Annotated in this window: 21 protein-coding genes; 4 read left to right on the forward strand and 17 right to left on the reverse strand. The window is 60.4% G+C overall.

Annotation, left to right across the window (positions count from 1 at the left end; all coding sequences use genetic code 11):
* Window positions 1-319 precede the first annotated feature (319 nt).
* The 4 genes from FHT78_RS28790 (at window position 320) to FHT78_RS28805 (ending at window position 4,647) form a co-directional block, all read left to right on the forward strand.
* Window positions 320-1,303: a tripartite tricarboxylate transporter substrate-binding protein gene (locus FHT78_RS28790; RefSeq protein ID WP_183749949.1), complete on the forward strand. Its 984-nt coding sequence runs from the start codon at window positions 320-322 to the stop codon at window positions 1,301-1,303.
* Between the two features lie 100 nt (window positions 1,304-1,403).
* Complete coding sequence (locus tag FHT78_RS28795; RefSeq protein WP_183749950.1) at window positions 1,404-1,865, forward strand: tripartite tricarboxylate transporter TctB family protein; 462 nt, start codon at window positions 1,404-1,406, stop codon at window positions 1,863-1,865.
* 9 nt (window positions 1,866-1,874) lie between these two features.
* Window positions 1,875-3,380: a tripartite tricarboxylate transporter permease gene (locus tag FHT78_RS28800; protein WP_183749951.1), complete on the forward strand. Its 1,506-nt coding sequence runs from the start codon at window positions 1,875-1,877 to the stop codon at window positions 3,378-3,380.
* A gap of 91 nt (window positions 3,381-3,471) precedes the next feature.
* A complete protein-coding gene (locus FHT78_RS28805) occupies window positions 3,472-4,647 on the forward strand; it encodes a M20 aminoacylase family protein (RefSeq protein WP_183749952.1) in 1,176 nt (391 codons plus the stop codon).
* Between the two features lie 6 nt (window positions 4,648-4,653).
* Here FHT78_RS28805 and FHT78_RS28810 read toward each other — a convergent pair whose 3' ends face one another.
* The 17 genes from FHT78_RS28810 to FHT78_RS28890 form a co-directional block, all read right to left on the reverse strand.
* The gene (locus tag FHT78_RS28810; RefSeq protein ID WP_183749953.1) at window positions 4,654-6,441 is read right to left on the reverse strand and encodes an adenine deaminase; all 1,788 of its coding nucleotides are present in this window, start codon (window positions 6,439-6,441) and stop codon (window positions 4,654-4,656) included.
* Window positions 6,438-7,358, reverse strand: a complete 921-nt coding sequence (locus FHT78_RS28815; RefSeq protein ID WP_183749954.1) for a nucleoside hydrolase — start codon at window positions 7,356-7,358, stop codon at window positions 6,438-6,440. The genes FHT78_RS28810 and FHT78_RS28815 overlap by 4 nt, the downstream gene beginning before the upstream one ends.
* Before the next feature lie 4 nt (window positions 7,359-7,362).
* Window positions 7,363-8,388: an ABC transporter ATP-binding protein gene (locus FHT78_RS28820; protein ID WP_183749955.1), complete on the reverse strand. Its 1,026-nt coding sequence runs from the start codon at window positions 8,386-8,388 to the stop codon at window positions 7,363-7,365.
* Window positions 8,381-9,160: an ABC transporter permease gene (locus FHT78_RS28825; protein ID WP_183749956.1), complete on the reverse strand. Its 780-nt coding sequence runs from the start codon at window positions 9,158-9,160 to the stop codon at window positions 8,381-8,383. The genes FHT78_RS28820 and FHT78_RS28825 overlap by 8 nt, the downstream gene beginning before the upstream one ends.
* Complete coding sequence (locus FHT78_RS28830; protein ID WP_183749957.1) at window positions 9,157-9,984, reverse strand: ABC transporter permease; 828 nt, start codon at window positions 9,982-9,984, stop codon at window positions 9,157-9,159. The genes FHT78_RS28825 and FHT78_RS28830 overlap by 4 nt, the downstream gene beginning before the upstream one ends.
* Before the next feature lie 63 nt (window positions 9,985-10,047).
* The gene (locus FHT78_RS28835) at window positions 10,048-11,070 is read right to left on the reverse strand and encodes an ABC transporter substrate-binding protein (RefSeq protein WP_183749958.1); all 1,023 of its coding nucleotides are present in this window, start codon (window positions 11,068-11,070) and stop codon (window positions 10,048-10,050) included.
* A gap of 1 nt (window position 11,071) precedes the next feature.
* A complete protein-coding gene (locus tag FHT78_RS28840) occupies window positions 11,072-12,115 on the reverse strand; it encodes a LacI family DNA-binding transcriptional regulator (RefSeq protein ID WP_183749959.1) in 1,044 nt (347 codons plus the stop codon).
* A gap of 171 nt (window positions 12,116-12,286) precedes the next feature.
* Window positions 12,287-13,720: an efflux transporter outer membrane subunit gene (locus FHT78_RS28845; RefSeq protein ID WP_183749960.1), complete on the reverse strand. Its 1,434-nt coding sequence runs from the start codon at window positions 13,718-13,720 to the stop codon at window positions 12,287-12,289.
* Between the two features lie 155 nt (window positions 13,721-13,875).
* On the reverse strand, window positions 13,876-16,986 hold the full coding sequence (locus tag FHT78_RS28850) for an efflux RND transporter permease subunit (protein WP_183749961.1): 3,111 nt from the start codon (window positions 16,984-16,986) through the stop codon (window positions 13,876-13,878).
* 50 nt (window positions 16,987-17,036) lie between these two features.
* The gene (locus tag FHT78_RS28855; protein ID WP_183749962.1) at window positions 17,037-18,254 is read right to left on the reverse strand and encodes an efflux RND transporter periplasmic adaptor subunit; all 1,218 of its coding nucleotides are present in this window, start codon (window positions 18,252-18,254) and stop codon (window positions 17,037-17,039) included.
* Window positions 18,255-18,404: 150 nt separating this feature from the next.
* The gene (locus tag FHT78_RS28860) at window positions 18,405-19,007 is read right to left on the reverse strand and encodes a TetR family transcriptional regulator (protein ID WP_183749963.1); all 603 of its coding nucleotides are present in this window, start codon (window positions 19,005-19,007) and stop codon (window positions 18,405-18,407) included.
* A 99-nt stretch (window positions 19,008-19,106) separates the two neighbouring features.
* On the reverse strand, window positions 19,107-20,051 hold the full coding sequence (locus FHT78_RS28865; protein ID WP_183749964.1) for a phosphoribosylaminoimidazolesuccinocarboxamide synthase: 945 nt from the start codon (window positions 20,049-20,051) through the stop codon (window positions 19,107-19,109).
* 181 nt (window positions 20,052-20,232) lie between these two features.
* Window positions 20,233-21,975 (reverse strand): SLC13 family permease, encoded by a 1,743-nt coding sequence (locus FHT78_RS28870; protein ID WP_183749965.1) that lies wholly within the window; start codon window positions 21,973-21,975, stop codon window positions 20,233-20,235.
* Window positions 21,976-22,083: 108 nt separating this feature from the next.
* Window positions 22,084-22,767 (reverse strand): phosphoribosyltransferase, encoded by a 684-nt coding sequence (locus FHT78_RS28875; RefSeq protein WP_183749972.1) that lies wholly within the window; start codon window positions 22,765-22,767, stop codon window positions 22,084-22,086.
* An 11-nt stretch (window positions 22,768-22,778) separates the two neighbouring features.
* Window positions 22,779-23,585 (reverse strand): pseudouridine synthase, encoded by an 807-nt coding sequence (locus tag FHT78_RS28880; protein WP_183749966.1) that lies wholly within the window; start codon window positions 23,583-23,585, stop codon window positions 22,779-22,781.
* Window positions 23,586-23,747: 162 nt separating this feature from the next.
* Window positions 23,748-23,954, reverse strand: a complete 207-nt coding sequence (locus FHT78_RS28885; RefSeq protein WP_183749967.1) for a hypothetical protein — start codon at window positions 23,952-23,954, stop codon at window positions 23,748-23,750.
* A gap of 120 nt (window positions 23,955-24,074) precedes the next feature.
* Window positions 24,075-24,413: a hypothetical protein gene (locus tag FHT78_RS28890; RefSeq protein ID WP_183749968.1), complete on the reverse strand. Its 339-nt coding sequence runs from the start codon at window positions 24,411-24,413 to the stop codon at window positions 24,075-24,077.
* Between the last annotated feature and the right edge of the window lie 376 nt (window positions 24,414-24,789).

A 24,789-nucleotide genomic window follows, 5' to 3' on the forward strand; every position in this document is an offset into this window, starting at 1 on the left:
GATGCCGGTCGAGGACTCCAAATTCATCAGACTGTCTCTGGCGGCTGGCCGCAAATTCTCTCCCGCTCCAAATCGCTTGGAAACAGGCGGGGTCGTTCTGCCGCCCAAGCGGTGGATGACCTAGCGATGGGTGGATTTCCACCCATCGCTTTAACCATTTGTTTCCAAGTCGACCCATGCTGCGTCGCACCGTCGCAAAATCGTCATTCTTCCCTCACACCGCGATTGCGGCTGCAGGTCCCTGGCCTGCAAATGGATCATCCGAGCCGGTGCGGGAGGATGCGCCGGCGGAAGACCATTTTTCATCAGGGAGGAAAAGATGAAAATCCTGAAGGCCATGCTCGGCGTGACAGCCGCCGCTGCTGTTTCGCTTCTCGCCCATGCCGCTTCGGCACAGAACTATCCTGACCGCACCATCACCATGGTCGTGCCTTTCGCCGCTGGTGGCCCGACCGATACCGTCGCGCGCCTCGTCGCGGAATCCATGTCGAAGGATCTCGGCCAGCAGATCGTCGTCGAAAACGTCGGCGGTGCCGGTGGCACGCTCGGCGCCGCAAGGGTTGCCGCCGCCGATCCGGATGGCTACACCATCCTGCTGCACCATATCGGCATGGCGACCAGCGCCACGCTTTATCGCAAGCTTGCCTACGACCCGCTGAACGCCTTCGAATATGTCGGTCTCGTCACCGATGTTCCGATGACGATCGTTGCACGCAAGGATTTCGAACCCGCCGATCTGAAGAGCCTGATCGACTATGTGAAGGCAAACAAGGATAAGGTCACTGTCGCCAATGCCGGTATCGGTGCCGCATCCCACCTTTGCGGCATGATGTTCATGAGCGCCATCCAGACGCCGTTGACGACCGTTCCCTACAAGGGAACCGGTCCGGCCATGACCGACCTTCTTGGTGGCCAGGTCGATATCATGTGTGACCAGACGACCAATACGACGAAGCAGATCAAGGGCGGTACGATCAAGGCCTATGCCGTGACTTCGCCAGCCCGCCTTGATGTACTCAAGGACATTCCGACGGCGGTAGAAGCCGGCCTGCCGGGCTTCGAAGTCGGTATCTGGCACGGCATTTATACGCCGAAGGGAACGCCGGCCGAAATAAACGAGCGCCTGTCGAAGTCGCTTCAGGTCGCACTGAAGGATCCGAATGTTGGCGCCCGCTTTGCCGAACTCGGCACCGCTCCCTCGTCGGACGCTGATGCGACCCCGACGGCCCTGAAGGCGAAGCTCGAGAGCGAAATCGGCCGCTGGAAGCCCGTCATCGAAGCAGCCGGCGAATACGCGGACTGAGCCTGACTGCCACCTCGCCACCCTCCTTCCAAATCGGAAGGAGGGTGTTTGCGCAGCCTCATACTCGTCGCGCCGCTCAATCTCCAACCCAGGAGACATCATGAAATCTCTCAGTTTCGACACCACCAATGTCATCTGCGGCGCCTTACTTGCCGCGACCGGCGCCTTCTTTGCCTATCAGTCGTTCAATCTCGATATCGGTACGGCGCTGCGTATGGGACCTGGCTACTTCCCCCTCGTTTTGTCGGGCATCCTCATGCTGCTCGGCCTCATCATTCTCGTGCAGGCGGTGCGGATTCAGGGCGAGCCGATCGAGCCTTTCGCCTGGCGCGGCATGCTCTTCATTCTCCCGGCGCCGGTCTTTTTCGGACTAACGGTCCGCGGGCTCGGTTTTGCTCCAGCAATCTTCCTGACGGCCTTTATCGCTTGTTTTGCATCCAGTCGCATGAATGTGCTGTTCGCGCTGGTTCTCTCGCTGCTGTTGGCGGTCTTTTCGGTTGCTGTCTTCAGCTACGCGCTCGGGCTGCCGTTCGAACGTTTCGGCCCCTGGGTCCGGTTCTAGGAGGCGGACATGGAACTCTTCAGCAATCTCGCACTTGGATTTTATACGGCGGCAAGCCCGGAAAACCTGCTCTTCTGCCTTATCGGCGTGCTGCTCGGCACGCTGATCGGCGTATTGCCGGGTATCGGTGCCACGGCAACGATCGCCATGCTGCTGCCGATTACTTTCCAGCTTGAGCCGGTTTCCTCGCTCATCATGCTCGCCGGCATCTATTACGGCGCTCAGTATGGCGGCTCGACGACGGCAATCCTCATCAACATGCCGGGTGAATCGTCCTCGGCCGTGACTGCCATTGACGGCTATCAGATGGCGCGCAAGGGCAGGGCAGGCGCGGCGCTCGCGATTGCCGCACTCGGCTCCTTTTTCGCAGGCACGGTCTCGACCTTCCTGGTGGCGATCTTTGCGCCGCCGCTGACGGCGATTGCACTGCAATTCGGTTCTGCCGAATATTTCTCGCTGATGATCGTCGGCCTTGTGTCCTCGATCGCCCTAGCCCATGGCTCGGTCGTCAAGGCGCTAGCCATGGTGGCGCTTGGGCTGCTGCTCGGTCTTGTGGGCACGGACATTTATACCGGCACGCCGCGCTTCACGCTCGGCATCCGCGAATATGCCGACGGGCTGAATTTCGTGGCACTTGCCGTCGGGGTCTTCGGTATTGCGGAAATCCTGCGCAATCTGGAAGGCGAGAAGACTCGCACCGTGTTGATGGCGAAGGTCTCGGGGCTCCTGCCGTCGAAGCAAGAGTTCAAGGAGATGATCGCACCGGTTATTCGTGGGACGGTCATTGGCTCGGCGCTCGGCATCCTGCCGGGGGGTGGCGCTATCCTTGCTTCCTTCGCTTCCTATACGATGGAAAAGCGCGTGTCGAAGAAGCCGGGAGAGTTCGGCCATGGGGCGGTTGCCGGCGTTGCCGGGCCGGAGTCGGCCAACAATGCAGGGGCGCAGACCTCGTTCATTCCGCTGCTGACGCTTGGAATCCCGGCAAACCCTGTCATGGCGCTGATGGTCGGCGCGATGATCATCCAAGGCATCGTGCCGGGTCCCAATGTGGCGACGGAGCAGCCGGCGCTCTTTTGGGGCATCATCGCTTCCATGTGGATCGGCAATCTGATGCTCGTCATCCTTAACCTGCCGCTGATCGGGCTGTGGGTGAAGCTGCTGACGGTGCCATACTACGTGCTCTTTCCCGTGATCATGGCCTTCTGCTCAATCGGAGTCTATAGCGTCAATTCCAACGTCTACGACCTCTACGCCGTCGCCTTCTTCGGCCTCATCGGATACCTGCTGGCGAAACTTCGCTGCGAGCCGGCGCCGCTGCTGCTCGGCTTCGTGCTCGGGCCTTTGCTGGAGGAGAACCTGCGGCGCGCCATGATCCTGTCGCGCGGCGATGCCACGACCTTCATCACGCGGCCGATCAGCGCTACGCTGCTCGCGACCGCCGTGGCGATGCTGATCATCGTCTTCCTGCCGAGCGTCAAGCGCAAGCGCGAAGAGGTCTTCGTCGAGGAGGCATGAGGGCTTGCGCTCTCAACGTGTTTGTTGAAGAAAAGACGATCTGATGCGGGCGTCGTCGGGCGCCCGTTTCGCTTTACAGGATATCCAGGCTATGAGCATCCCCGCCCGGATCAGCAACGATCTGCCCTTCCTTACATCTCTTCGCCGCGACCTGCATGCCCATCCAGAACTTGGTTTCGAGGAGGAGCGTACCAGCAACATCGTCGTAAGGCTCCTGGAGGAGGCAGGTATCAAGGTGCATCGCGGGCTTGGCTGTACCGGTGTCGTCGGTACGCTGCAAATCGGCAATGGCACACGCTCGATCGGGCTGAGGGCGGATATGGATGCGCTCGCCATGCCGGAAACGGCGGAGCGTCCTTACAAATCGACGGCACCCGGCAAGATGCATGCCTGCGGCCATGACGGGCATACGACGATGTTGCTCGGCGCGGCACGCTATCTGGCTGAAACGCGCGGTTTTTCCGGCACTGTGCATTTCATCTTCCAGCCGGCCGAAGAAGGCCGTGGCGGTGCGAAGCGCATGGTGGAGGAAGGGTTATTCAAACAGTTTCCTTGCGATGCCGTCTATGGGTTGCACAATATGCCAGGGCTTGCCGTGGATGAGATTGCGGTCGTCGAGGGGCCGCAGCTTGCTTCCTCAGATAGCTGGCGGATCACTTTCCGGGGCGTTGGTACGCATGGTGCAAAGCCGCATCTCGGCCGCGATCCCATTACAGCTGCAGGCACTTTCCTTTCGTCCCTGCAGACGATCGTGGGGCGCGTCGTCGACCCCCTTCAATCAGCGGTCGTCAGCGCCTGTTCGGTACAGGCCGGCAATCCGAAGGCAGTGAACGTCATCCCCGATATCGTCGAGATCGGCGGAACCGCGCGTGCCTATTCGCCTGAGGTTCGTGGCCAACTGGAAGCGGAGATCGGCCGTCTGGCGCAGGGCACGGCCGCCATGTACGGCATTCTGGCTGACTATGAATTCGAACGCCGCATTCCGCCCGTCGTCAATGACGCGGAGGCAACTGCTCGGGCTCTAGGCGCCGCACAGGCGGTGTTCGGTGAAAAGGCGCGTACGAGCTTTCCGCCGTCGACCGCCGGCGACGATTTTGCTTTTTTCGGGCAAAATGCGCCCGGCTGTTATGTCTGGCTAGGCAACGGCCCGGCTGCCGATGGAGCGCTCCATCATAATACAGCCTACGACTTCAATGACGATGCCCTCGGATATGGAGTGGCCTATTGGGTGTCGCTTGTCGAGCAAGAGCTCAAGGCTGAAGCGTAGGTCGCCTCAGAAGGTTTCCAAGACGGGGCTTTCCAGCACTTTGCCGGTTACGACGTCGGCAATGCCTCGATCGGTCTGGTGCGGGCCGACATTGCAGGCAAGCGTCGCACCGAAGCAGGCCTTGAAGACCAGATAGGGAGGTTGCCAGTCGACGACTTTCTCCATCGCCTTGCGGATGCCGGTGAAGCCGTTGGCGGTTTCCTGTAGGCAGGCATCTGTCACAAGGCCGGAGAACGGCAGGGGCAGAAGGACTTCGACGTGTCCGTCCTTTGCTACGGCCATGCCGCCGCCGACTTCGATGACGGCATTTGCTGCAAGCGCCATGTCTCGTGCGTTTCCGCCGATAACCGTGAGGTTGTGGCTGTCATGTGAGACGGTAGTGCAGAAGGCACCGCGCCACTCACCCCAGCCGGTCAGGAAGCCGACACGCGGCCTGCCATCCGCCACCCCGTGACGATGCGCGACTGCAATCATGGCGCTGCCGGCTGGCGGTACGACGAAGCCGTCGCGGACATCGGCAACTGCTTCGCCCCACTGCGTAAAACGTGGACGGTCGATCGTCGCAAGGCGGACTTTGGTGCCGTTGGCGGGAATGCGGAAGTCGTCTTCGGCAAGCGCTGCGAGCTTGACCGAATGCATGAGCGGTGTGGCATCGAGCGGTTGGATCGGATCCTTGACCGCGCCGTTCTCGGCAACCAGCCGACCGCCGGCGATGACGGCGCGCGCGCTGAATTCACTCATATCCTCAAACAGCACGAGATCAGCGCGGCGGCCGGGGGCGATGAGGCCAAGGTCGGAGCGCTTCAGGCGCTGTGCGGCATTGAAAGTTGCCGCGCTCAGCGCCCATTCCGGACGCATCCCGTAGCGCACGAGACGGCGCACTACATCGTCGAGGCCGCCATTTTCGTAGAGTTCATCCGGGAAGACGTCGTCGGTGCAGAGTGTAACGGTCGGCGGAAGATGACCGATGCCATCAAGCGCATCGGCGAATTCCTTCAATAGATGATCGTGCGAGCCTCGCAGTTCGATCGTCATTCCGACAGCGAGCTTTTGCAGAAGGTCGGCGCCGGAGGTGAGCTCATGATCAGAGGTGACACCGGCGGCCATAAAGGCATTGAGATCGGCGCCTTCCAAGCCACGGGCATGGCCGCAGACGAGTTTGCCTGAGGCCAGGCCGGCATTGACGATGTCAGTCATCCGTGGGTCGCGGTCGATGACGCCGCGCATGTTCATAACTTCCGCGACGCCACCGATTGCCGGCGAGCGCAGCAGTTCGGCAATGACGCCAGCATCGAAATCCGCACCGGCGAGTTCCAGGCCAGGGGCGGAGGGAACGCAGGAGGGAGCAAGCAGGATTACGCGCAACGGCAGATTGCGCGAGGCTTCGATTGCCCAGCGCACGCCGTCGAGACCATGAACATTGCCGAATTCATGCGGATCCCAGACGATCGTCGTCACGCCCCGCGGCAGAACGGCCTCGGCATATTCGGCCGGTGTGACCATCGAGCTTTCGATATGCATATGCGTATCGATCAGGCCCGGGGAGATGATGCTGCCGGCCGCGTCGATCACATTTGCAGCATCGCTGCGGCTTGCCGGGGCGTGTACGCTCGCGATTAGGGCGCCGACGAGACCAATATCGGCCTCGCGGATCAGCCCGGTCACGGCGTCGAGGATACGGCCGCCGGTAACAAGCACATCGAAAGGGCTACTACCGCGCGCCGCAGCCACGGCGCGGGCGCGTAAGGCCGGCTCATTGAGATCGGCGGGTTCCTGACGCGGAGTGGCGGTCATTTGCGGGCCTCATTAACCAAGGCGGCGAGAATGATGACACGCGCCATATCGGCATCGATGTCAGCGGCGAACTGTGCATTGAACGCTGCATGGGTGGTACGGGTTTCGACGACCGTGCGCCCGCGGGTATGCTGCCCCTGCAATTCCACATCGATGCGGGCAGGGCGGAAGCTGACCACCTGCGGAGCGACGAAGGCAACGGCAGCCGAAGGATCATAGATCGCCATGGCCGGTCGGCCTCGGCTGGTGCCGATGCGGATATAACCGGCAAACATGTCGGCGATCAACTCGGCATTGGCGCCGCCGGCAGTGCGGATCGGATCGGCGTCCTCGGGCTTTGCAAGAACCTTGCGGCAGAGATCGAGATCGACCATGTGCAGCGGCAGCTTGTGGGCGATGACGATCGCCAGCGCCTCGGGATCGGCGAGTGCGTTGAATTCTGCGGAAGCCGTATGATTGCCGGAGGTGACACCGCCGCCCATCCAGACGAGTTCGGTGATGCGGGCGGCAAGATCGGGCCGGGCGAGCGCGAGTGCGGCGATATTCGTCAGCGGTCCAAGCGCCAGAACGCGGTGCGGGCCTTCCAGTTCCAGCCAGCGGCAAAGCGCGACGAAGGCATCACTATCCGGCAGGATCGGGGCCGGTGGCAGATGTTTGCCGGTTGTCGGAATGCCGCTTTCGCCGAGGATCGCCTGGGCAGTCTCTAGCCTGCCGAGGACGGGCATGTCGCGACCGGTATGGATCGGAAATTTCCAACCGAAGGCCTTGGCAGCGCCCGCCGCATTGGTGCGCACCTGCGGCAACGGCGCATTGCCGAAAACCAGAGAGACGCCGTCGATGTCGAGTTCCGCGTTCGTCACCACCATGATGGCGGCGATATCGTCGAACCCCATGTCTGTGTCGATCCAGACGCCCATGATTTCACCCGAAACGCTTGAGGCTTGCGGAAATTGCGACCGGCAGGTCGAAGGCGATCGTACTGTTGAGTTCGTGTTGCGGCAGGGCGGCGTCCACTTCCGCCTTGATCGGACCGAGCGCGCTGTCCAGCAGATATTCGCGGCTGTTGCCGGCGAAAGAAGTGCCGCGCACGGTGCCTTGGAAAGGACCAGAACCAAGAACCACCGCGCGCGGCCGCCAGGCCAGGCCCGCCGCACCTTCAGGCGCTGCGTCGGAAAGCGCGACAGCGCCGTTCGGCGTCGCGAGTTTTCCGTCCTTCAGAGCAAAGACGTTTTCGAAGCCGACGAAATCGGCCACGAAGGAGGAAACAGGTTTGTTGTAGATGTCCTCGGGAGTGCCGATCTGCTCGATGCCGCCGTTCAGCATGACGATGATGCGGTCGGCAAGGGCAAGGGCCTCCGCCTGGTCGTGGGTGACGAAGATCATCGTCACGCCGGTTTCCTTCTGGACGCGCTGCAGCTCGGCGCGCATCTCAAGACGCAGGCGGGCGTCGAGATTGGAAAGCGGCTCGTCGAGCAGCAACACCTTCGGTTCCATGACCATGGAACGGGCGAGCGCGACGCGCTGCTGCTGGCCGCCCGAAAGTTCGCCCGGCTTGCGGCCGGAGAATTTCGCAAGCCCGACGGACTTCAGTCCGGCATTGACCTTGGCATCCAGATCCTGGCCGCGAAGGCCCTTCAGGCGCAGGCCGAAGGCGACGTTTTCATAGACCGTCAGATGCGGGAAAAGCGCGTAGGACTGGAAGACGAGGCCGACAGCGCGCTTGTTTGCGGAGACGCGGGTGATCTCAGCGCCATCGAGATTGATGCGGCCGGAGGCCGGGTTCAGCAGGCCGGCAATGGCGCGCATGGTCGTCGTCTTGCCGCAGCCGGAGGGACCGAGAAGGGCTACCAGCTCGCCCTTGGCAATCGACAAGTCGAGGTCCTTCACCGCAACCGTATCGCCATAGGCGAGCGTCAGTTTGTTGAGTTGAAGGTAGGCATCAGACATAGCGAGAGAATCCCAGGAAGCGTTCGGCGAGGAAGACGATGCCGATCGAAAGGAAGGCGAGCAGCGCTGAGAGCGCCGCAACGGACGGGTCGTAGGTCGTCTCCATATAGCCCAGCATGTCGATCGGCAGCGTGCGGACGCCAGGGCCGGAGAGGAAGAGCGAGACTGGCACCTGATTGAAGCTGGTGACGAAGCTGAGGATGAAGGCGGCGAGAATGCCGCCGCGGATATTTGGCATGACCACGCGGAAGAAAGCGCCGAGCCGCGAGGAGCCGAGCAATACGGCGGCTTCCTCGATATCTGAGCGCAGGTTGCCGAGACTTGCGGACACAACACGCACCGCATAGGGCAGCACCAGAGCCGTATGGGCGAAGAAGAGCGCCAATGTGATGTTGAAGCCGAATGGTACGACCAGGTAACGCAGCAGCGCCAGACCGACGATGATGCCGGGCACAATGATCGGCAGTGAGACGATGGTTCTTACCGTCTCTGCGCCCCGGAGACGGTAACGCGACAGGGCATAGGCGGCGGGGATGCCGAGGATAAGAGCTGCCAGCGTGCCGAAGACCGCCAGAAACATCGACATGGCAAAGCTTTCGCGGAAACTGTCGATGGTGAAGACCTTTGCCGCCCAGCGCAGCGACAGGCCCTGCGGGGGGAAGGCCAGCGTATCGCCCGCGGAAAGCGAAGCGGCGATGATGATCAGGAAGGGCCCGATCAGGAAGACCAGCAGGAGGACGAGCACGACGGGTGAGAGGAGACGGATGCTCATCGGCGGTTCCTCGCGGTGGCAAGGCGCTTCAGCAGGATATTGGCGGCAAAGCTCATGACGATCAGGATGAAGGCGATGACGCTTGCCGAAACGAAATTATTGGCGACGGAGACTTGCTGATACAGCAGCGTTTCCAGCATCAGCACCTTGGAGCCGCCGAGGATGGCCGGGGTGATATAGGCCGTCAGCGAGCCGGTGAAGACCAGCGTGCCGCCGACGACGAGGCCCTCCTTGGTGAGCGGCAGGATAACTTTCCAGAAGACCTGGAACCAGTTCGCACCGAGAACACGGGCGGCGGGAATGGCATCCTTCGGCATGTTCTCGAGCGCGCTGATGAGCGACAGGATCATCAGCGGCAGGAAAAGCTGCAGCAGGCCGATGAAGACGGCGGTTTCGGTGAAGAGCAGGCGCAGCGGCTCCGGACTGAGCCCGAGACCGGTGATGGCTTCATTGACGATGCCGGTGCGGCCGAGAATGACAATCCAGGCATAGGTGCGGGCGACGGGCGAAATCATCAGCGGCAGGGTGATGAGGCCGATCATGCGGCCCTTGCCCTTCGGAGGAAGATTGACGATCGCAAAGGCGGCGGCATAGCCGATGATGGCCGACACCGCCGTCACTTCCAGGCCGAGCCGGAAGGTGCGGAAGAAGACGGTGCGGTTCAGCGTCTGCGAGAAGAAATCCGTGTAGGCGGCAAGCGTCCAGGCTCCGCCACTACGAAAACCTTCCGAAAGCAGTATCGCGACAGGCAGCAGAAAGACCGCGGCGGCGAAGATCGCTGCCGGCAGGGCAAGCGCCAGGGCTTCTGCGCGGTTCTGGAACATGAGACGCCTTTCGAGCGGGGAAGGGCCGATCCCGGCCGCCGTCGGGACCGATTTCAGACTGGCTTACTGGCCGACCTTTTCATTCCATTCCTTCAACCAGCCACTGCGGTTGTCGAGGGCGGCTGCGGACGGGATCAGTTTCAGGCTCTTGGCAGTGTCTTCGCCGTAGGTAATGTTGTTGGCGACCTTATCTGAGACCTTAACATCCTTGTTCGCCGGGCTGTCGATCAGCTTTTCCGCGAGCTTGGTCTGGACGTCGGTCGACAGCCAGAAATCCATGAACTGCAGGGCAAGGTCCTGGTTCTTCGAGCCCTTGGTCAGCACCAGCACGTTCATGCCGCCGGTCTGGCCTTCCTTCGGCGTTGCCCAGGCAACGGGAACATCGAGCTTGGTGAAGCCTGCCCAGGAGAAACGGCCGATCGGAGCCGCCCAGATTTCTTCCTGCTGCATAAGCTGCACGAGCTGGGAAGACTTTTCATAGAAGGTGACGATCTCGTCCTTTTTTTTGCCAAGTGCTTCGATCGGCGCCTTGAGATCAGGCGTGTCCTTGCCGAGCGCGAGGCCGAGCATATAGAGCGCCGGTGGCCCCTGGTTGGTCGTGACGTTCGGGAAGGCGACGTGACCGACATATTCGGGCTTCAGGAGATCGGCCCAGGACTCGATCTTCATCTTATCCGAGCGGTAGGCAATCGAGGTGGCGTAAAAGGTGTAGCCGACGCTCATGCCGTCGCCGTTCGGATCCTTGGCGATATCATAGAGCTTGAAGAAATTTTCGAGCTTGGACGTATCGACCTTGTCGACCAGGCCGGCGCGGGAAGCGGCGAGGCCGTCGGCCATGGAGACGGCAGCGAGATCGACCACCGGATTGGCTTTGTTGGCTTCCATCTTAGCAATACGTTCGACGCTATTGCCGGTTTCGACGACAAGCTTGCAGCCGCACTTGGCTTCGAAGGGATCATAGACGATTGTCTTGTAGTCATCCTGCGCGAAAGCATAGACGGAAATGGTCAGTGTCCGCTCCTGCGCAGCGGCACCAAGCGGGAAAAGGGCGGCCAGCGCCACCGATGCAATCAGGGCTTTCTTCATTCTACAAGCTCTCCATCTCTGAGGTTTTTGGTGCCGGGTTCGCGAGGCCGGATGACTGGCGAATAATCAGCTGCATGGGCACACGTTCGGTGTGCGCCGTAACCAGCACGCCCTCCCGTGTGCCGCTTTCGTTTATTCTATTGACCAGTGCCGAGACGGCAATTTCGGCGATGGTATCCATATCCATCCTCACCGTCGTCAGCGACGGCGTGACGACAGGCGACCAGATGAGATCATCGAAGCCGGTGACGCTGACATCGGCGGGCACGCTGATGCCGTCCTGCTGCAGTTCAGTCAGCGCGCGCAGAGCCTGCAGGTCGGAAAGGGCCGCAAAGGCCGTGAAGCCCTGACGCGCCTTTTTCGCAAGCCCCAGCCGGCAACCGGCGCCCGTCTCGTTCTCCAACCGCTCGATCCAGAGTGTTTCGGAACGCATGCCAGGCTGCAGGCCGGCTCTGATGCCGCCGGCTCGGTCATTCTGGACATTGGACTCGTGATTGTTGCCGATGATCAGGATCTGCTTATGGCCGAGGCTCGCAAGGTGGGCGGCGATCTCCTTGCCACCCTGCCAGTGATCGGCGGCGACCGTATTGCCCGGCGTGGAGGCGGTATCGATGACTGCGACCGGGCAGCTTGCGCCGGAAATGCGTGTGGCACGGCGCGGCACGACGACCATGCCATCGACACCACGCTCCACCAGCCGGTTGATCGCTTCGGTCTGCGCCGTGATATCGCCGCGGGAGTCGGCGATCAGCACGCCATAGCCTGCTGCCGATGCAGCATATTCGATGGCCTGGGCGATCTTCGGAAAGAGAGGATTGGCTATGTCAGGCAGGACAAGGCCGAGCACGGCGCTGCGGCCGGTGCGCAGAGCCCGGCCAGCCTGGCTCGGCACATAACCAAGTTCGGCAGCATGCGCGCGAATTCTTTCGATCAGGGCATCGGAAACCCGGCCCTTGCCGGAGAGCGCATTGGAGACCGTGGCAACGGAGACGCCGAGCGACGTCGCAATCCTGCTGAGATTGGGTCCCGGGCGTTGTGAAGCCATTGTTTTGAAGCGCCGCGCTTAATCGTTTAATCAATTGCATAGCGTAGCAATTGCGGCTTGTCGAATCCAAATTCTTCCTGTGCAGGATATTATCTGTCCAGGGCAGATTTTCACGCAAAGAAAAAGCCCCGCGGAAACCGCGAGGCTTCGGAATGACGCTATGCGAGGATGTTAGCTGCCCTTGGTAACCTTGACCGGTCCCGGACCGGTAGTCTTGCCGCCCGGAGCGAAGCCGCCACCGGTTGCGATGTTGAGCGCAGCGTAATCCTTTGCCATCTGCTGAACAGCGGCGGCAAGGCTTGCCTGAGCGAGCGAGACCTGACGCTGGGCGTCGAGAACGTCGAGCAGCGAGGAGGCGCCGTCCTTGTAGGACGCCGTCGAAAGCTCGAGGGTTTCCTGCGTCGTCCGGACCTGGGCGCGCAACGCATTAACGGTCTGGGCATCGCGGCGAACGGCCGACAGAGCGTTTTCGACCTGCTCGACTGCCGTCAGAACGGTCTGCTTCCAGGCGAGATAGGATGCGGCTGCGTCGGACTTGGAGACGTCGACGTTGGCGCGCAGGCGGCCACCGTCGAGGATCGGCAGGTTCAGGGTTGGGCCGAAGGACCATGCCGACAGGCCGCCGTGTATGCCGCGCTGGTTGATGTAGCTCGGCGAAATCGAGCCTGAGAGCGAGATCGACGGGTAGAGCTGAGCCTCTGCGACACCGATCTGGGCGGTAGCGGCGGCAAGGTTGCGCTCGGCCTGGCGAATGTCCGGACGGTTGCGGATCAGGTCGGCCGGAATGCCGGAATTGATACCGCCGCGGAAAGTCGGCTGACCAGAGCCACGCATCAGTTCATCCACCATCGTACCAGCCGGCTGGCCGACGAGGGTGGCGATATGATGGGCCGAAACGCGGATGTTGGTTTCGAGGCCGGGGATTTCTGCGAGCGTCGACTGGACAAGACCTTCAGCCTGCACGACGTCGAGGCGGGATGCCGCACCTGCGTCAAGCTGGAACTTCGTGAGGTCGTAGGTTTCCTGGCGGGATTTCAGGTTGGCCTTCGAAAGCGCCAGGCGCTGCTGGTAGAAGCGCAGATCGATATAGGTTGAGACAAGGTCCTGGATGTAGGACAGCTTGGCGATGTCGGCACCCGCGTAAGCGGAATCAAGAGAGGCGAGGGCGCTTTCCTTGCTGCGCTTGTAGAGGCCGAACAGATCGAGCAGCCAGGACAGGGAAAGCTGTCCGGCGCTGGTGTTGCGAGTGTTGGGCTGGTCGCGCAGTTCACCGGTCTGACCACTGATGGTGTGGGAAGCGCCGACATCGAGGGCGGGCAAGGCACCGGCGCCGGCGATGGTCACGTTGGCGGATGCGGAATTGATACGCTCGATCGCTTGTTGAATCGTCAGGTTCTGGCTAAGCCCGGTCTGGACAAGGCTGTCGAGCTTGCGGTCGTTATAGGCGGTCCACCAGGCCGTGGTAGCGACATCGCCGATGCTCTTTTTGCCACCTTCACTGAATTTTCCGGGAAGTGCCATTTCAGGAGGTACGTGATCAGGGCCTACTACACAGCCCGACAGCAATAACAATAGCGCCGGTGTGGCATAACGAAGAGATACCATGCATTTCATCCTGTAACTCGAGCAAGTCAATTCTTGTCCGAAGCGTCATGCTTCACTATCGGCCCTGACGCGCCTCGTTCCTTACGCTAAACACATGCCGAAGCAGTCCGTGCGCAATGTAGCAATCCGGAAAGCTTTCTCACAGTGCATTTATATCACACTCCCGCCTCATTTTTTTGCCGTGTGGCAAAGATGCGGCGGATCACGACGAAGAAGGACGGCACGAAGAAAATGCCGAGCATCGTTGCCGAAAGCATGCCCCCGAGCACGCCGATACCGATCGCGTTCTGGGCAGCGGAACCCGCGCCAGTTGCTATGGCCAGAGGCACGACGCCGAGAATAAAAGCCAGAGAGGTCATGATGATCGGGCGCAGGCGCAGCCTTGCTGCTTCCAGCGTTGCCTCGAAGAGCCCCATGCCCGTCTCCATCCGGTCCTTTGCGAATTCCACGATCAGGATCGCGTTCTTCGCGGCAAGGCCGATGGTCGTGAGCAGGCCCACCTTGAAATAGACGTCGTTCGCCTGCCCGAAGAGCGTTGCTGCGGCAAGCGCGCCGAGCACGCCGACCGGCACGGCCATGATGACCGAGAACGGGATCGACCAGCTCTCGTAGAGCGCAGCCAGGCAGAGGAAGACGACGAGAACCGAAATCGCGTAAAGCATCGGTGCCTGCGACCCCGAGAGCCGCTCCTGATAGGAAATGCCCTGCCAGGCGACCGTGTAGCCGCCGCCGAGCTGCTCGGTCAGGGCTTCCATCTCGTTCATTGCCTCGCCGGAGGAGACTCCAGGGGCTGCTGCACCGTCGAGCGGGATGGCGCTGACAGCATTGAATCGGGCGAGTGACGGCGCGCCTTCCACCCACTGGGTTGTCGTAAAGGCAGAGAAGGGCACCATTTCGCCGGCGGTGTTGCGGGCATACCAGTGATTCAGATCGGTCGGCTGCATGCGAAAGGAGGCGTCTCCCTGCACGTAGACTGGCTTGATCTCACCGTTCAGCGTGAAGTCGTTGACGTCGCGGCCGGTGAAGATGATCGACAGCATCGAGTTGACCGAGGCGAGGTCGACACCCATGGCGCCGATCTTCTCCTGATCGATCAGGATCTTCATCTGCGGCTCGACTTCCTTGTTGTTCGAGCGCAGCGCCACGACCTTGCCGGTGGCGCCGGCCATCTGGATGAGCCGCTTGGACGCAGCCGTCAGGGCTTGATTGCCGTGGCCGCCGGTGTCCACCAGATACATGGAGAAGCCGCTTGAGACGCCAAGACCTTGGATCGCTGGTGGCAGCAGCGCAAAGACCTGCGCCTCGCGGATCGTGAAGAAGTTCTTGAGAGCCCGGTTGACGACCGACTGCGCGCTGAGATTGTGATCGGTGCGCAGTGAGAAATCCTTGAGCTTGGTGAAGACGATAGCGCTATTCTGACCCGAACCGTTGAAGCCGAAGCCGAGCGCGCCGAAGACGGAATCCACCGCATCCTTTTCGTTTTCACGGAAGTATTTTTCGACCTTTTCAACGACGGCCTGCGTCTGCTGCGTGGTCGAGCCCGGCGGCGTGGTGACGATGGTCAGGAGCACACCCTGGTCTTCCTGCGGAAGGAACGAACTCGGCAGGCGCGTGAAGAGATAGGCGCAGCCGGCGCCGACCAGCAGGAACACCAGCATGACGCGGACCGGACGCTTCAAGAGGTAGCCGATCGTGCGGACATAGCCGTTGGTCGAGCGGGTGAAGTTGCGGTTGAACCAGTCGCCGATGCGATGCTTCTTATGCTCGTTGACGGGCTTCAGCGTCGTGGCGCAGAGCGCCGGCGTCAGCACGATGGCGACGAGGGCCGATAGCAGCATGGCCGAAACGATGGTGATGGAGAACTGGCGATAGATGATGCCGGTCGAACCGCCGAAGAAGGCCATGGGAATGAAAACGGCGGTCAGCACGAGAGCGATGCCGACGATGGCACCGGTGATTTCACCCATGGACTTCTCGGTCGCTTCAAGTGGCGAGAGCTTTTCCTCCGACATGATGCGTTCGACATTTTCCACGACGACGATGGCGTCGTCGACGAGAAGACCGATCGCCAGCACCATGGCAAACATCGTAAGCGTATTGATCGAATAGCCTGTTACCGCGAGGACGCCGAACGTGCCCAGAAGCACGACGGGAACGGCGATGGTCGGGATCAATGTCGCGCGCAGGTTTTGAAGAAAGATGAGCAGGACCACGAAAACGAGCACGATCGCCTCGATCAGCGTATGCACGACCTTCTCGATCGACAGCTCGACGAAGGGGGTCGTGTCGTAGGGATAGGTGATCTCGACGCCTTCCGGCAGGCCACGGCCGATCGTTTCAAGCGCGGTGCGGACGCGGGCGGCGGTGTCGATGGCGTTCGCGCCAATGGCAAGGTTGACCGCGAAACCCGACGATGGCAGGCCATTATAGCGCGAGCTGCCACCATAGCTTTCCTGACCGATCTCGACGCGGGCGACATCGCTGAGGCGGACGGTCGAACCATCCTTTTCGACCTTCAGGATGATGTGCTCGAAATCCGCGACAGTGGTGAGCTGGCTTTGCGCGGTGATGGTCACGTTGATCTGCTGCCCCGGGACGGCCGGCTGGGCACCAAGCGAGCCGACAGAGACCTGCGTATTCTGGGCCTGGATGGCCGAGGTCACGTCGCTTGGAGTGAGCTGAAACTTCTGTAGCTTGAACGGATCCAGCCAGACGCGCATGGCGTAGCCGGAGCCAAATACGTTGATGCTGCCCACGCCTTCCAGACGCTGGATCTGGTCCTCGATCGAGGTCGACATGATGTTGCCGAGGTCAACGGAGGTGCGCTTGCCGTCTGTCGAGACCAGCGAGCCGACGAGAAGAATGCTCGAGGTGGAGCGCGTGACGCTGATGCCGGCATCGATGACATCTCCCGGGAGCTGCGACTGGACGAGCTGCAGCTTGTTCTGCACCTGCACCTGCGCGATGTCAGGATTAATGCTGGTCCCGAAGGTCAGCGAAATGCTGGCCGAGCCAGTCGACGAGGTCGAGGTCATGTAGGTGAGGTCATCGAGACCAGTCATGCCGTCTTCGATGATGGTGGTCACCGATTTTTCGACCGTCTCGGCGCTCGCGCCGCGATAGCTCGTGTTGATGCGGACCGTGGTCGGCGCAATATCAGGATATTGGGAGATCGACAGCGTAAAGATGGCGAGCAGACCTGCGAGCATGATGGTGATCGCAATGACCCAGGCGAAGATCGGTCGTCGAATGAAAAACTTGGCCATCGGTTATTCCTGTACGGCTGGGACGGTGACGATACGAAAATGCCTGCGCATTACTTTGCTGCGGGCTTCTGTTCGCCTCCGGCCACAGGCTGATCGGCAGGGACAACCACGCCGTTGTCGTTGATCTTCATTGGAACCGGCTTTACCGGCATGCCTGATACAATCGACTGCAGACCGCTGACGATGAGCTGATCGCCATCCTTCACACTCTGGGTCACGAGCCAGGAATTGTTGGAGGGCGAGGCGTTCTCGAACACACGAGTCTCAACCTTGCCCTCGGCGGAAACGAACTGTGCCGTCAAACGGCCGTTTGCGTCGCGGGTGGTCGCAAGCTGCGGCAGGGAATATCCGGTTTCAGCACCGAGTTCGACCGTGGCGCGTACATACATGCCCGGCAGGACGACGCGCTCCGGGTTCGGGAAAACCACGCGAATGATGAAGGTGCCGGTCGTTTCGCTGACGACCTGCTTCGACATGTCGAGCTTGCCCTTCTGATTATATTCACGGCCATCTTCGAGGATCAGGCGGAACGCGATATTGTTGTCCTCGCCCTTAACCTCGCCGGCAGCGATCGCATCGCGCAATTTCAGCAGGTTGGTGCTCGATTCCGTCAGCGAAATGTAGATCGGATCGAGCTGGCGGATAGTGGTCAACGCGGTCGACTGGTTGGCTGCAACGACGTTGCCGATATTGTAGGCCGTCTGGTCTATAACGCCGTCGAAAGGGGCCGTGATCTTTGTGTGATCGAGGTCGATCTGTGCTGCGGTCAATGCCGCTTTTGCGGCTTCGACTTCTGCATTTGCCTGGGCAAGCGCCGTGCGGGCGGTCTCGAATTCGATCTGCGTCGCACCGCTGCCGACCAGACGCTGGTAGCGGTCGAAATTGCTTTGGGCGCTCGGCACGCTTGCCTGAGCCTTGGAAATCGCAGCCTGGGCCTGCTCGACGGCTGCGCGGTAGGCAGCATCGTCGATCTGGTAGAGCAGGTCGCCCTTCTTGACTTCGCCGCCTTCCTTGAAGGCGATTTCGCGGATGATGCCGTTCACTTGCGGGCGGATATCGGCCACCTGGAAGGCTTCGGCGCGGCCAGGCAGGATCGTGGTGATCGGATAGGTATCCTTCTTCAGCGTGACCACACCGACCGGTGCAGCCTGCTGGGTAGCACCGCCTGCGCTTGCATTGCCCGCGGGCTTGCTGCCACTCTCGTTGCAGGCGGCGAGGCCCATAACCAGCAAGAGGGCCGAGGAGATGATGAGGGCACGCCGGATCATGCTGAATTCCTGTGCGGTTGGCAGTAGCGGTTCAATCGCCGGCCCTATGAGGCGCCGCTCTATATAGGAGTGATGATTGACCCGGAAACAGATGCCGTTATCCGATATTAAGAAAAGCTTTACGAAGTGACGTAATTCAGCAATCGTCACTTAGCAAGGGTTATTTTGCAGTGCGGCATCCACGAAACACACGATTTTTTCCGCACGGTGAACAAGTGTGTTTTTGTCGTCCTTGGCAATGAGGATGGGATGCAGAACACAGGCCAGAAGGTCTGCAACGGTGCGGGCTGCCGCATCCGTGTTGTCGCAATGGTAATTGCCTTCGGCCACGCCTTCACGAATGATCTCGCCGAGCTTCTGCTCTATCCGTTCGCGATAGCGCTGGCCGGCATCGAGTTTGGCATCGATCGTCGAGATCACCATCTCGAAAATGTAGGGGTTCTGCTGGATGTCCTGCAGATGGCTGTCGAGCAGGCGCAGGACGAAGCTTAGCAACTGCTCCTTCGGCGGCAGGCTGGTGTCAACGGCGGCGAAGCGCTCTGTCGCATTGCCGAGATGACGCTCGGCGATCGCATCGACCAGCACCGCCTTTGATTGAAAATGCTTGAAAACATTGGCCGGCGACATGTGCAGCGACGAAGCGATATCGGCGATAGAAACGGCGACGAAGCCGCGCTGGCGAAACAGCGTATCCGCCATCGAGAGGATATCCTCCCTGGTCTCTTCGGCCTTGCGTCTGGGCCTGCGTGCCATCTGTTCCCCGCCGGGCTTGGCCCGGCACCCCCTTTTTTCCGATGCTAGCGCGATTGGTTGAAAGCCTGCAACCAGGCTCGCAACTCCGGCTTTAAAGGTTCAGGGAAAATAGGGCGCGAGATTTGCCCGGACACGTGCCGCGGGCGTTTCGCCACGATCGTCGGGTACGAAGCGTTCCCCGGTGATCCATTCATAGGCTTTGATATAGACGGCCGAAGTCTGCTCGATCAGCTCGAGAGGAATTTCCGGAATCGCATCCTTGTAGGGGTCGCAGCGTTCGGCGACCCAGGCGCGGACGAAATCCTTGTCGAAGCTTTCCGGCCGCTTGCCCGCTTCGAAGGCAGCGGGATAGGTTTCCGCCACCCAGTAGCGGCTGCTATCGGGCGTATGAATTTCGTCGGCGAGAATGATGTTGCCATTCTCGTCCGTGCCGAATTCATATTTGGTGTCGACAAGGATCAGGCCGCGTTTTGCCGCCATTTGCTGGCCGCGGGCAAAAAGCGCCAGTGCACATTGCGAAAGCATTTCCCACTGTTCTTTCGTCAGCAGTCCGCGGCTGACGATTTCGGCCGGCGTTAGCGGCTCGTCATGACCGCCGTCGAATTCCTTGCTGGTCGGCGTGATGACCGGCTCGGGAAGAATCTGGTTGTCGCGCATGCCGTCGGGCAGGCGCATGCCGTACATTTCCCGCTCACCCTTCTTGTAGAGTGTGAGGATCGATGTGCCGGTCGTGCCGGCGAGATAACCGCGTACGACGATCTCGACAGGAAGGATATCGAGCCGCTTGCCGATGACGACGTTCGGATCGGGATAGTCGAGAACGTGATTGGGGCAGATGTCCTTCGTTGCCTCGAACCAGTAGCGGGCCGTCTCGGTCAGCACCTGTCCCTTGTAGGGAATGCAGGTCAGGATGCGATCGAAAGCGCTCAGCCTGTCGGTGCTGATGATGATGCGCCGCCCATCCGGAAGATCGTAGTTCTCGCGCACCTTGCCGCGGTAGTAGTTCGGCAATTCCGGGAAATGGGCTTCGGAGAGAATACGCACGGCGCCTGGCTATCCTTCTATCAGCTGAGACTAAAGCGTGCCGCGATCTTTAGGATTCGCTTCGCACGCTTCAGGTCTTTGTTTTACGCATGTGGTTATCGCAAAACCGCTCCACACTTTTGCGCCGCATGCTCTGACCCTGCTCTAGTTTCATTGCCGGGGAAGTCAAGCAAAGGCTCATTCAAAGCCAGAAGAGGGCGATGAGAATGAGCGTGACTATATAGCCGGTGAGCGTCAGCGGCCAGCCGGCGCGCAGGAAATCGCCAAAGCGGTAGCCGCCGATGCTCATCGACAGCGTATTGTTGTGGTGACCGAAGGGGGTCAGGAAATCCTGCGAGGCGCCTGCGGCCACCGCGATTAGATAGGCCTGCGGCGGCTGCTGGCCGGCGCGCGCAAATTCCAGAGCAATTGGCGCAAGTACGATCGCGACCGTCGCGTTGTTGACGAAGGGCGTCATCGCCATGGCGAGAAGCAGAACGAGTGCGATACCCCACAAGGGATAGCGGATCGGGAAGGCCACGCTCAGCCATGCTGCAATGGTCTCGGCCGTGCCCGTTGTTGCAACCGCATGACCGATCGGGATCATCGCTGCGAGCATAATGATGATTGGCCAGTTGATATCCGCCATTGCGTGGCGGATGTTGAGATAGCCGGGCAGTGCGAGCGCCAACACCACGAAGGCAAGAGCAATATCGGGGCGTAGGCCGAAGGCGGAAGCGACGACGCCGCAGGCGAAGATTGCAAAAGGCTGCCATGAAGCTGGCGATCCGGGGGAGGGGGGTGCGGAAGCAAGCGGCAGGCATTCACACTCTTCCAACGCTTCAGCTATCGCCGCTTTCGGGCCTTCCAGCAGCAGGATGTCGCCAATCGAAAGCTGCAGATCCGCAAAACGTCCTTCGATACGAGGAGACTGCATCGACAATGCTGAAACAGTAACGCCGCGAGTGCGGAAGACTTCGAGCGATGCGATGCGCGAGCCGACGACAGTGCTTTCCGGCATGACGACGGCTTCGATGCTGGCGAAATCCGGCTGCAGCCCGTGCGGATTGACGTCTCGCACCAGCGCCTGTGAGGCGGCCAGATCCGCGAAGACCGAATCCGCGCCCTGCGCCAGCAGAATATCGCCCGGCTGAATGACCGATTGTTCGAGCGGGCCAAAGACGAAAGCTCTATCGCGGATCAGGGCATGCGGCTGGATGCCGAAACGCTCGGCGCATTGGGCGAGTGTGACGCCGACGAGCGGCGAATGCTCGGGAATGCTGCGCTCCACGACGATGCGGCGGGCCGACTGAGTTGGCACTTCCCCGGTCTCGTCCGGCTCCGAAAACAATCGCTGCACAATTAGGGCGATCAGCAGAATGCCTGTTATGGCGACCGGAAGCCCGACATAAGCGAAGTCGAAGAAGCGGAAACCTCTGCCTGTCGTTTTCTCAAGTGCATCACTGACGAGAAGATTGGCGGGCGTGCCGATCAATGAGACGAGACCGCCGAGAAGAGCGGCGAAGGAGATGGGCATCACGAGCTGCCGGCGCGGAATGCTCATGAGCGTGCTCAGCCGCAACGCCAGCGGCAAGCTGATCGCAAAGGCACCGATATTGTTCATGAAGATCGAGATAAAGCCGGTGATCGCAGAGACGCCTGTTATGACTCGGAAGTGCGACAGACCCGATTCCACGAAGCGCTCGGCGAGGCTGTCAAAGAGCTTGGTGCGCGCCAGTACTTGGACAATCAGCAGGATTTCGACCACGGTGACGACGACAGGGCTTGCGAAGCCGGCAAAGATGCTATCGGCGGGATAAAGGCCGAGCACATAGCCCGCAAGCAATCCGCAGATCGCGATAACTTCCATGCGCAGGCGGTCGAGGGAGAACAGGAAGAGCATCGCCACCAGCAGGATCAGGAGGGCTGCTTGCTCAAGCGTCATCGGTGGTTCCTGTCTTCGATCACACGCCGAATGTAGCTCTTCGTCTCCCGCTGTATAGCCCGTTCTGACAAAAGAATGATCGGTCTTCACATGTGATCTCGATGCCGCTCAGGCAGGGCGGCGCCATTTTCCTTCGGCGGTCCGCTTTAGGATGGGCGTGGCAAAAACGCCTTTCGTGCGTGCCTGCCATTGAGGGCCTGCGGCGTCGAGTTTGGCGCGCCAGCGGTCCGATTGCAGCATGGCCGCGCCAATGACGACGGGTTCTGTGCCGCAGCTTGCGAGCAGATCGAGACCTGCAACGATCGAGGCACCGCTCGATATGACGTCATCGATCAGCGCGACACGGCGTCCGTCGAGGAGGGGCAGCATGCGCGGATCAACATAGAGCCGTTTCTGTTGTTCCGGCGTGGTGATCGATGAGAGTGCGACCGACAGTTCGTCGCGATACCAGAATTTGCGGGAGGTGCCGAGCGGCACATAACGGCTGTGGCCGAGCTTCTGGGCGACGGCCGCCGCAAGCGTCAGGCCGAGCGTCGGCAGGCCTGCGACGACATCGATGCCTGATGGTTCTATCTTTGCGGCAAGGTTTTCGGCGAGCATATCCAGCACCGCAAAGCTTGCCTGATTGATGATCAGCGAGGCCAGCGCATGCTCACCATCCGAAAGGACCCGGATCGGCAGCCGCAACTGCCTGCCATCTTCCAGTTCCGCTATAAAGAAGGAGGTGAAATTGCCGCCCGTTTCGAAACTGCCCGGCGGATGGATCTCCTGCCAGAAATCATGCGGCTTCATCTCGTTCATTCTCAATCCCGTATTGTCTTACCGGTGCCGACCTTTCGGCGAAGGTCCTTCAGTTCAGATTCAGTCAGCGCCCGGACCGATCCCTTCGGCAGGTCGCCAAGCTTCAGCCCACCGATCGCGACACGCACGAGCCGCAGGCAGGCGATATCGAGCGCCTCCAGCATCCGGCGAATCTGCCGGTTGCGGCCCTCCTGCAGTTCCACTTCGATCCAGGAATTGCGGTCGCCCTCGCGCAGCTTGCGGACAGCTGTGGCGCGCAGCAGTTCGCCGTCATGCCGGAGACCTCTCATCATCGCCGCCAGCACGTCGTCATCGGCGATCCGATCGATCTGCACATGGTAGGATTTCGAGACGTGGGTGATTGGATCGAGCAGCGTCTGGGCGAATTCCGTATCATTGGTAAAGAGCAGCAGCCCCTCGCTCGCCTTATCGAGCCGACCGACAGGAGAGAGGTGCGGGACATCAAAGTCGGCCAGGCAGTCGTAGACGGTCGGGCGACCTTCCGGATCATGACGAGTGGTCACAAGACCGCGCGGCTTGTTGAGCATCAGGTAGATCCTGACTTCTGCGACGATCTCCTTGTGATCGACCTTGATAAGGGCGGTCGAAAGGTCGATCCACGCCGAGGGATCCGTGACGATGCGATCACCGACGGTGACGCGGCCCTCTGCGATCAGCCGTTCGGCCTGCGTGCGGGAACAATAGCCAAGTTTGGAGAGCGCACGTGGAAGCGTGACCCGCTTGCCGGCCGGTTCGGCCTGGGGTCTGTTGCGTTCGTGTGTTTTCTGCGGTGATCGCCGGCCTTTCACTTCGCTATCCCTGATGCGATTGCGAAAGCTGTTCTTTGCATGAACGACGCACGGATGCCAGCAATGGTGCCCGAAATTCTGGGGAGTGGGGGGTTCGGATGCCGAAGGAAATCATCGACGCTTTGAACAAAGCGCAGTGGGCAAGAGAGTTTTTCTACTGCCTCAAGGGCAGGCCATAAAACCGGCGAGTTCCTGCCGGTTCATCATAATGCCGGCTGCGGCTTTGGCCGGGTCCGGATGTGTATAGGAGAAGCTCGGCATTTCGGGCAGATCGAGCGCTTGGCGCATGTTCATGATGCCGACTGCGCGACGCCCATCGCCGGCATCGACGCTGACTTCAACGATCAGCTTCTCTCTCTTGTTGTCCATAATGTCCTCCCTTCATTTTATGCTCCTATCGATCCCACTGAAAATTGGTTTTTCTAAGACATAAGTGTTTATGCATCCTGCAAAAATTGGATCTGCAGGATGCAGCGGAAGCTTGTCGTTTCAACGCCACCAGTGCCGCGGCTCGGGCTGCGAGGCGCCCGACAACATATAACCTGCCAGGAAGCCGATCGCGCCGGCAACCAGAAGCGCTGTCGTCGTTGCCGCCGGGTGTTCGCGAGCCGTGCCTGCGACTGCGGCTCCTTCTGCCCTGATCTGCGCAACGGCGCTCTTGGCCCGCGGCAGCGCATCTTCGTAAGCCTTGCCGGCTCGGTCTCGCACTTCATAATAGGCTTCTGCGCCCTGTGCTGAAATCATCTTGTGCAGGCGGGAAACCTCCTGCTGCAGAGCGGCGATGTCCTTGCTGACGGAAGTTCTGAGATCGTCGGTATTGGCGGCCATATCTGTCTCCTTTCCTTCAATGGGGAAGAAAACACCAAAGAGCGCGTTAGGTTCCGCGCTTCTCTCGATAATTGGATGTGACCGTAGTTTGACAGCGCACACAGAGGCTTCATTTATCCTGCGTTAACCATAGAATTGACCAAGACACTGTTTTTTCGTGGTCTTTCTGCCTTTTTAGATGTTGCTCCATTCGATTTTTTATCGCCCGGTAAAAGATTTTCCGGGGATCTCGCCTCGGAAAGGCACCTGTGGATAATGACCGCGTATAAAATTCGCTGTCGAATCAACCTGTTACAAAAATGTCAAAAAAGTTGGATTGGATGTGTTGACTGTTTCGAGGGTGTGGGATTATAAGCCCACTCACTGACGAGGGCGG

This window comes from Rhizobium sp. BK196, assembly GCF_014193255.1.
GTDB lineage: Bacteria > Pseudomonadota > Alphaproteobacteria > Rhizobiales > Rhizobiaceae > Rhizobium.

Coding starts and splice junctions, on each gene's coding strand:
- FHT78_RS28790 (WP_183749949.1), top strand. CDS start 320: ATGAAAATCCTGAAGGCCATGCTCGGCGTGACAGCCGCCGCTGCTGTT.
- FHT78_RS28795 (WP_183749950.1), top strand. CDS start 1,404: ATGAAATCTCTCAGTTTCGACACCACCAATGTCATCTGCGGCGCCTTA.
- FHT78_RS28800 (WP_183749951.1), top strand. CDS start 1,875: ATGGAACTCTTCAGCAATCTCGCACTTGGATTTTATACGGCGGCAAGC.
- FHT78_RS28805 (WP_183749952.1), top strand. CDS start 3,472: ATGAGCATCCCCGCCCGGATCAGCAACGATCTGCCCTTCCTTACATCT.
- FHT78_RS28810 (WP_183749953.1), bottom strand. CDS start 6,441: ATGACCGCCACTCCGCGTCAGGAACCCGCCGATCTCAATGAGCCGGCC.
- FHT78_RS28815 (WP_183749954.1), bottom strand. CDS start 7,358: ATGGGCGTCTGGATCGACACAGACATGGGGTTCGACGATATCGCCGCC.
- FHT78_RS28820 (WP_183749955.1), bottom strand. CDS start 8,388: ATGTCTGATGCCTACCTTCAACTCAACAAACTGACGCTCGCCTATGGC.
- FHT78_RS28825 (WP_183749956.1), bottom strand. CDS start 9,160: ATGAGCATCCGTCTCCTCTCACCCGTCGTGCTCGTCCTCCTGCTGGTC.
- FHT78_RS28830 (WP_183749957.1), bottom strand. CDS start 9,984: ATGTTCCAGAACCGCGCAGAAGCCCTGGCGCTTGCCCTGCCGGCAGCG.
- FHT78_RS28835 (WP_183749958.1), bottom strand. CDS start 11,070: ATGAAGAAAGCCCTGATTGCATCGGTGGCGCTGGCCGCCCTTTTCCCG.
- FHT78_RS28840 (WP_183749959.1), bottom strand. CDS start 12,115: ATGGCTTCACAACGCCCGGGACCCAATCTCAGCAGGATTGCGACGTCG.
- FHT78_RS28845 (WP_183749960.1), bottom strand. CDS start 13,720: ATGGTATCTCTTCGTTATGCCACACCGGCGCTATTGTTATTGCTGTCG.
- FHT78_RS28850 (WP_183749961.1), bottom strand. CDS start 16,986: ATGGCCAAGTTTTTCATTCGACGACCGATCTTCGCCTGGGTCATTGCG.
- FHT78_RS28855 (WP_183749962.1), bottom strand. CDS start 18,254: ATGATCCGGCGTGCCCTCATCATCTCCTCGGCCCTCTTGCTGGTTATG.
- FHT78_RS28860 (WP_183749963.1), bottom strand. CDS start 19,007: ATGGCACGCAGGCCCAGACGCAAGGCCGAAGAGACCAGGGAGGATATC.
- FHT78_RS28870 (WP_183749965.1), bottom strand. CDS start 21,975: ATGACGCTTGAGCAAGCAGCCCTCCTGATCCTGCTGGTGGCGATGCTC.
- FHT78_RS28875 (WP_183749972.1), bottom strand. CDS start 22,767: ATGAAGCCGCATGATTTCTGGCAGGAGATCCATCCGCCGGGCAGTTTC.
- FHT78_RS28885 (WP_183749967.1), bottom strand. CDS start 23,954: ATGGACAACAAGAGAGAGAAGCTGATCGTTGAAGTCAGCGTCGATGCC.
- FHT78_RS28890 (WP_183749968.1), bottom strand. CDS start 24,413: ATGGCCGCCAATACCGACGATCTCAGAACTTCCGTCAGCAAGGACATC.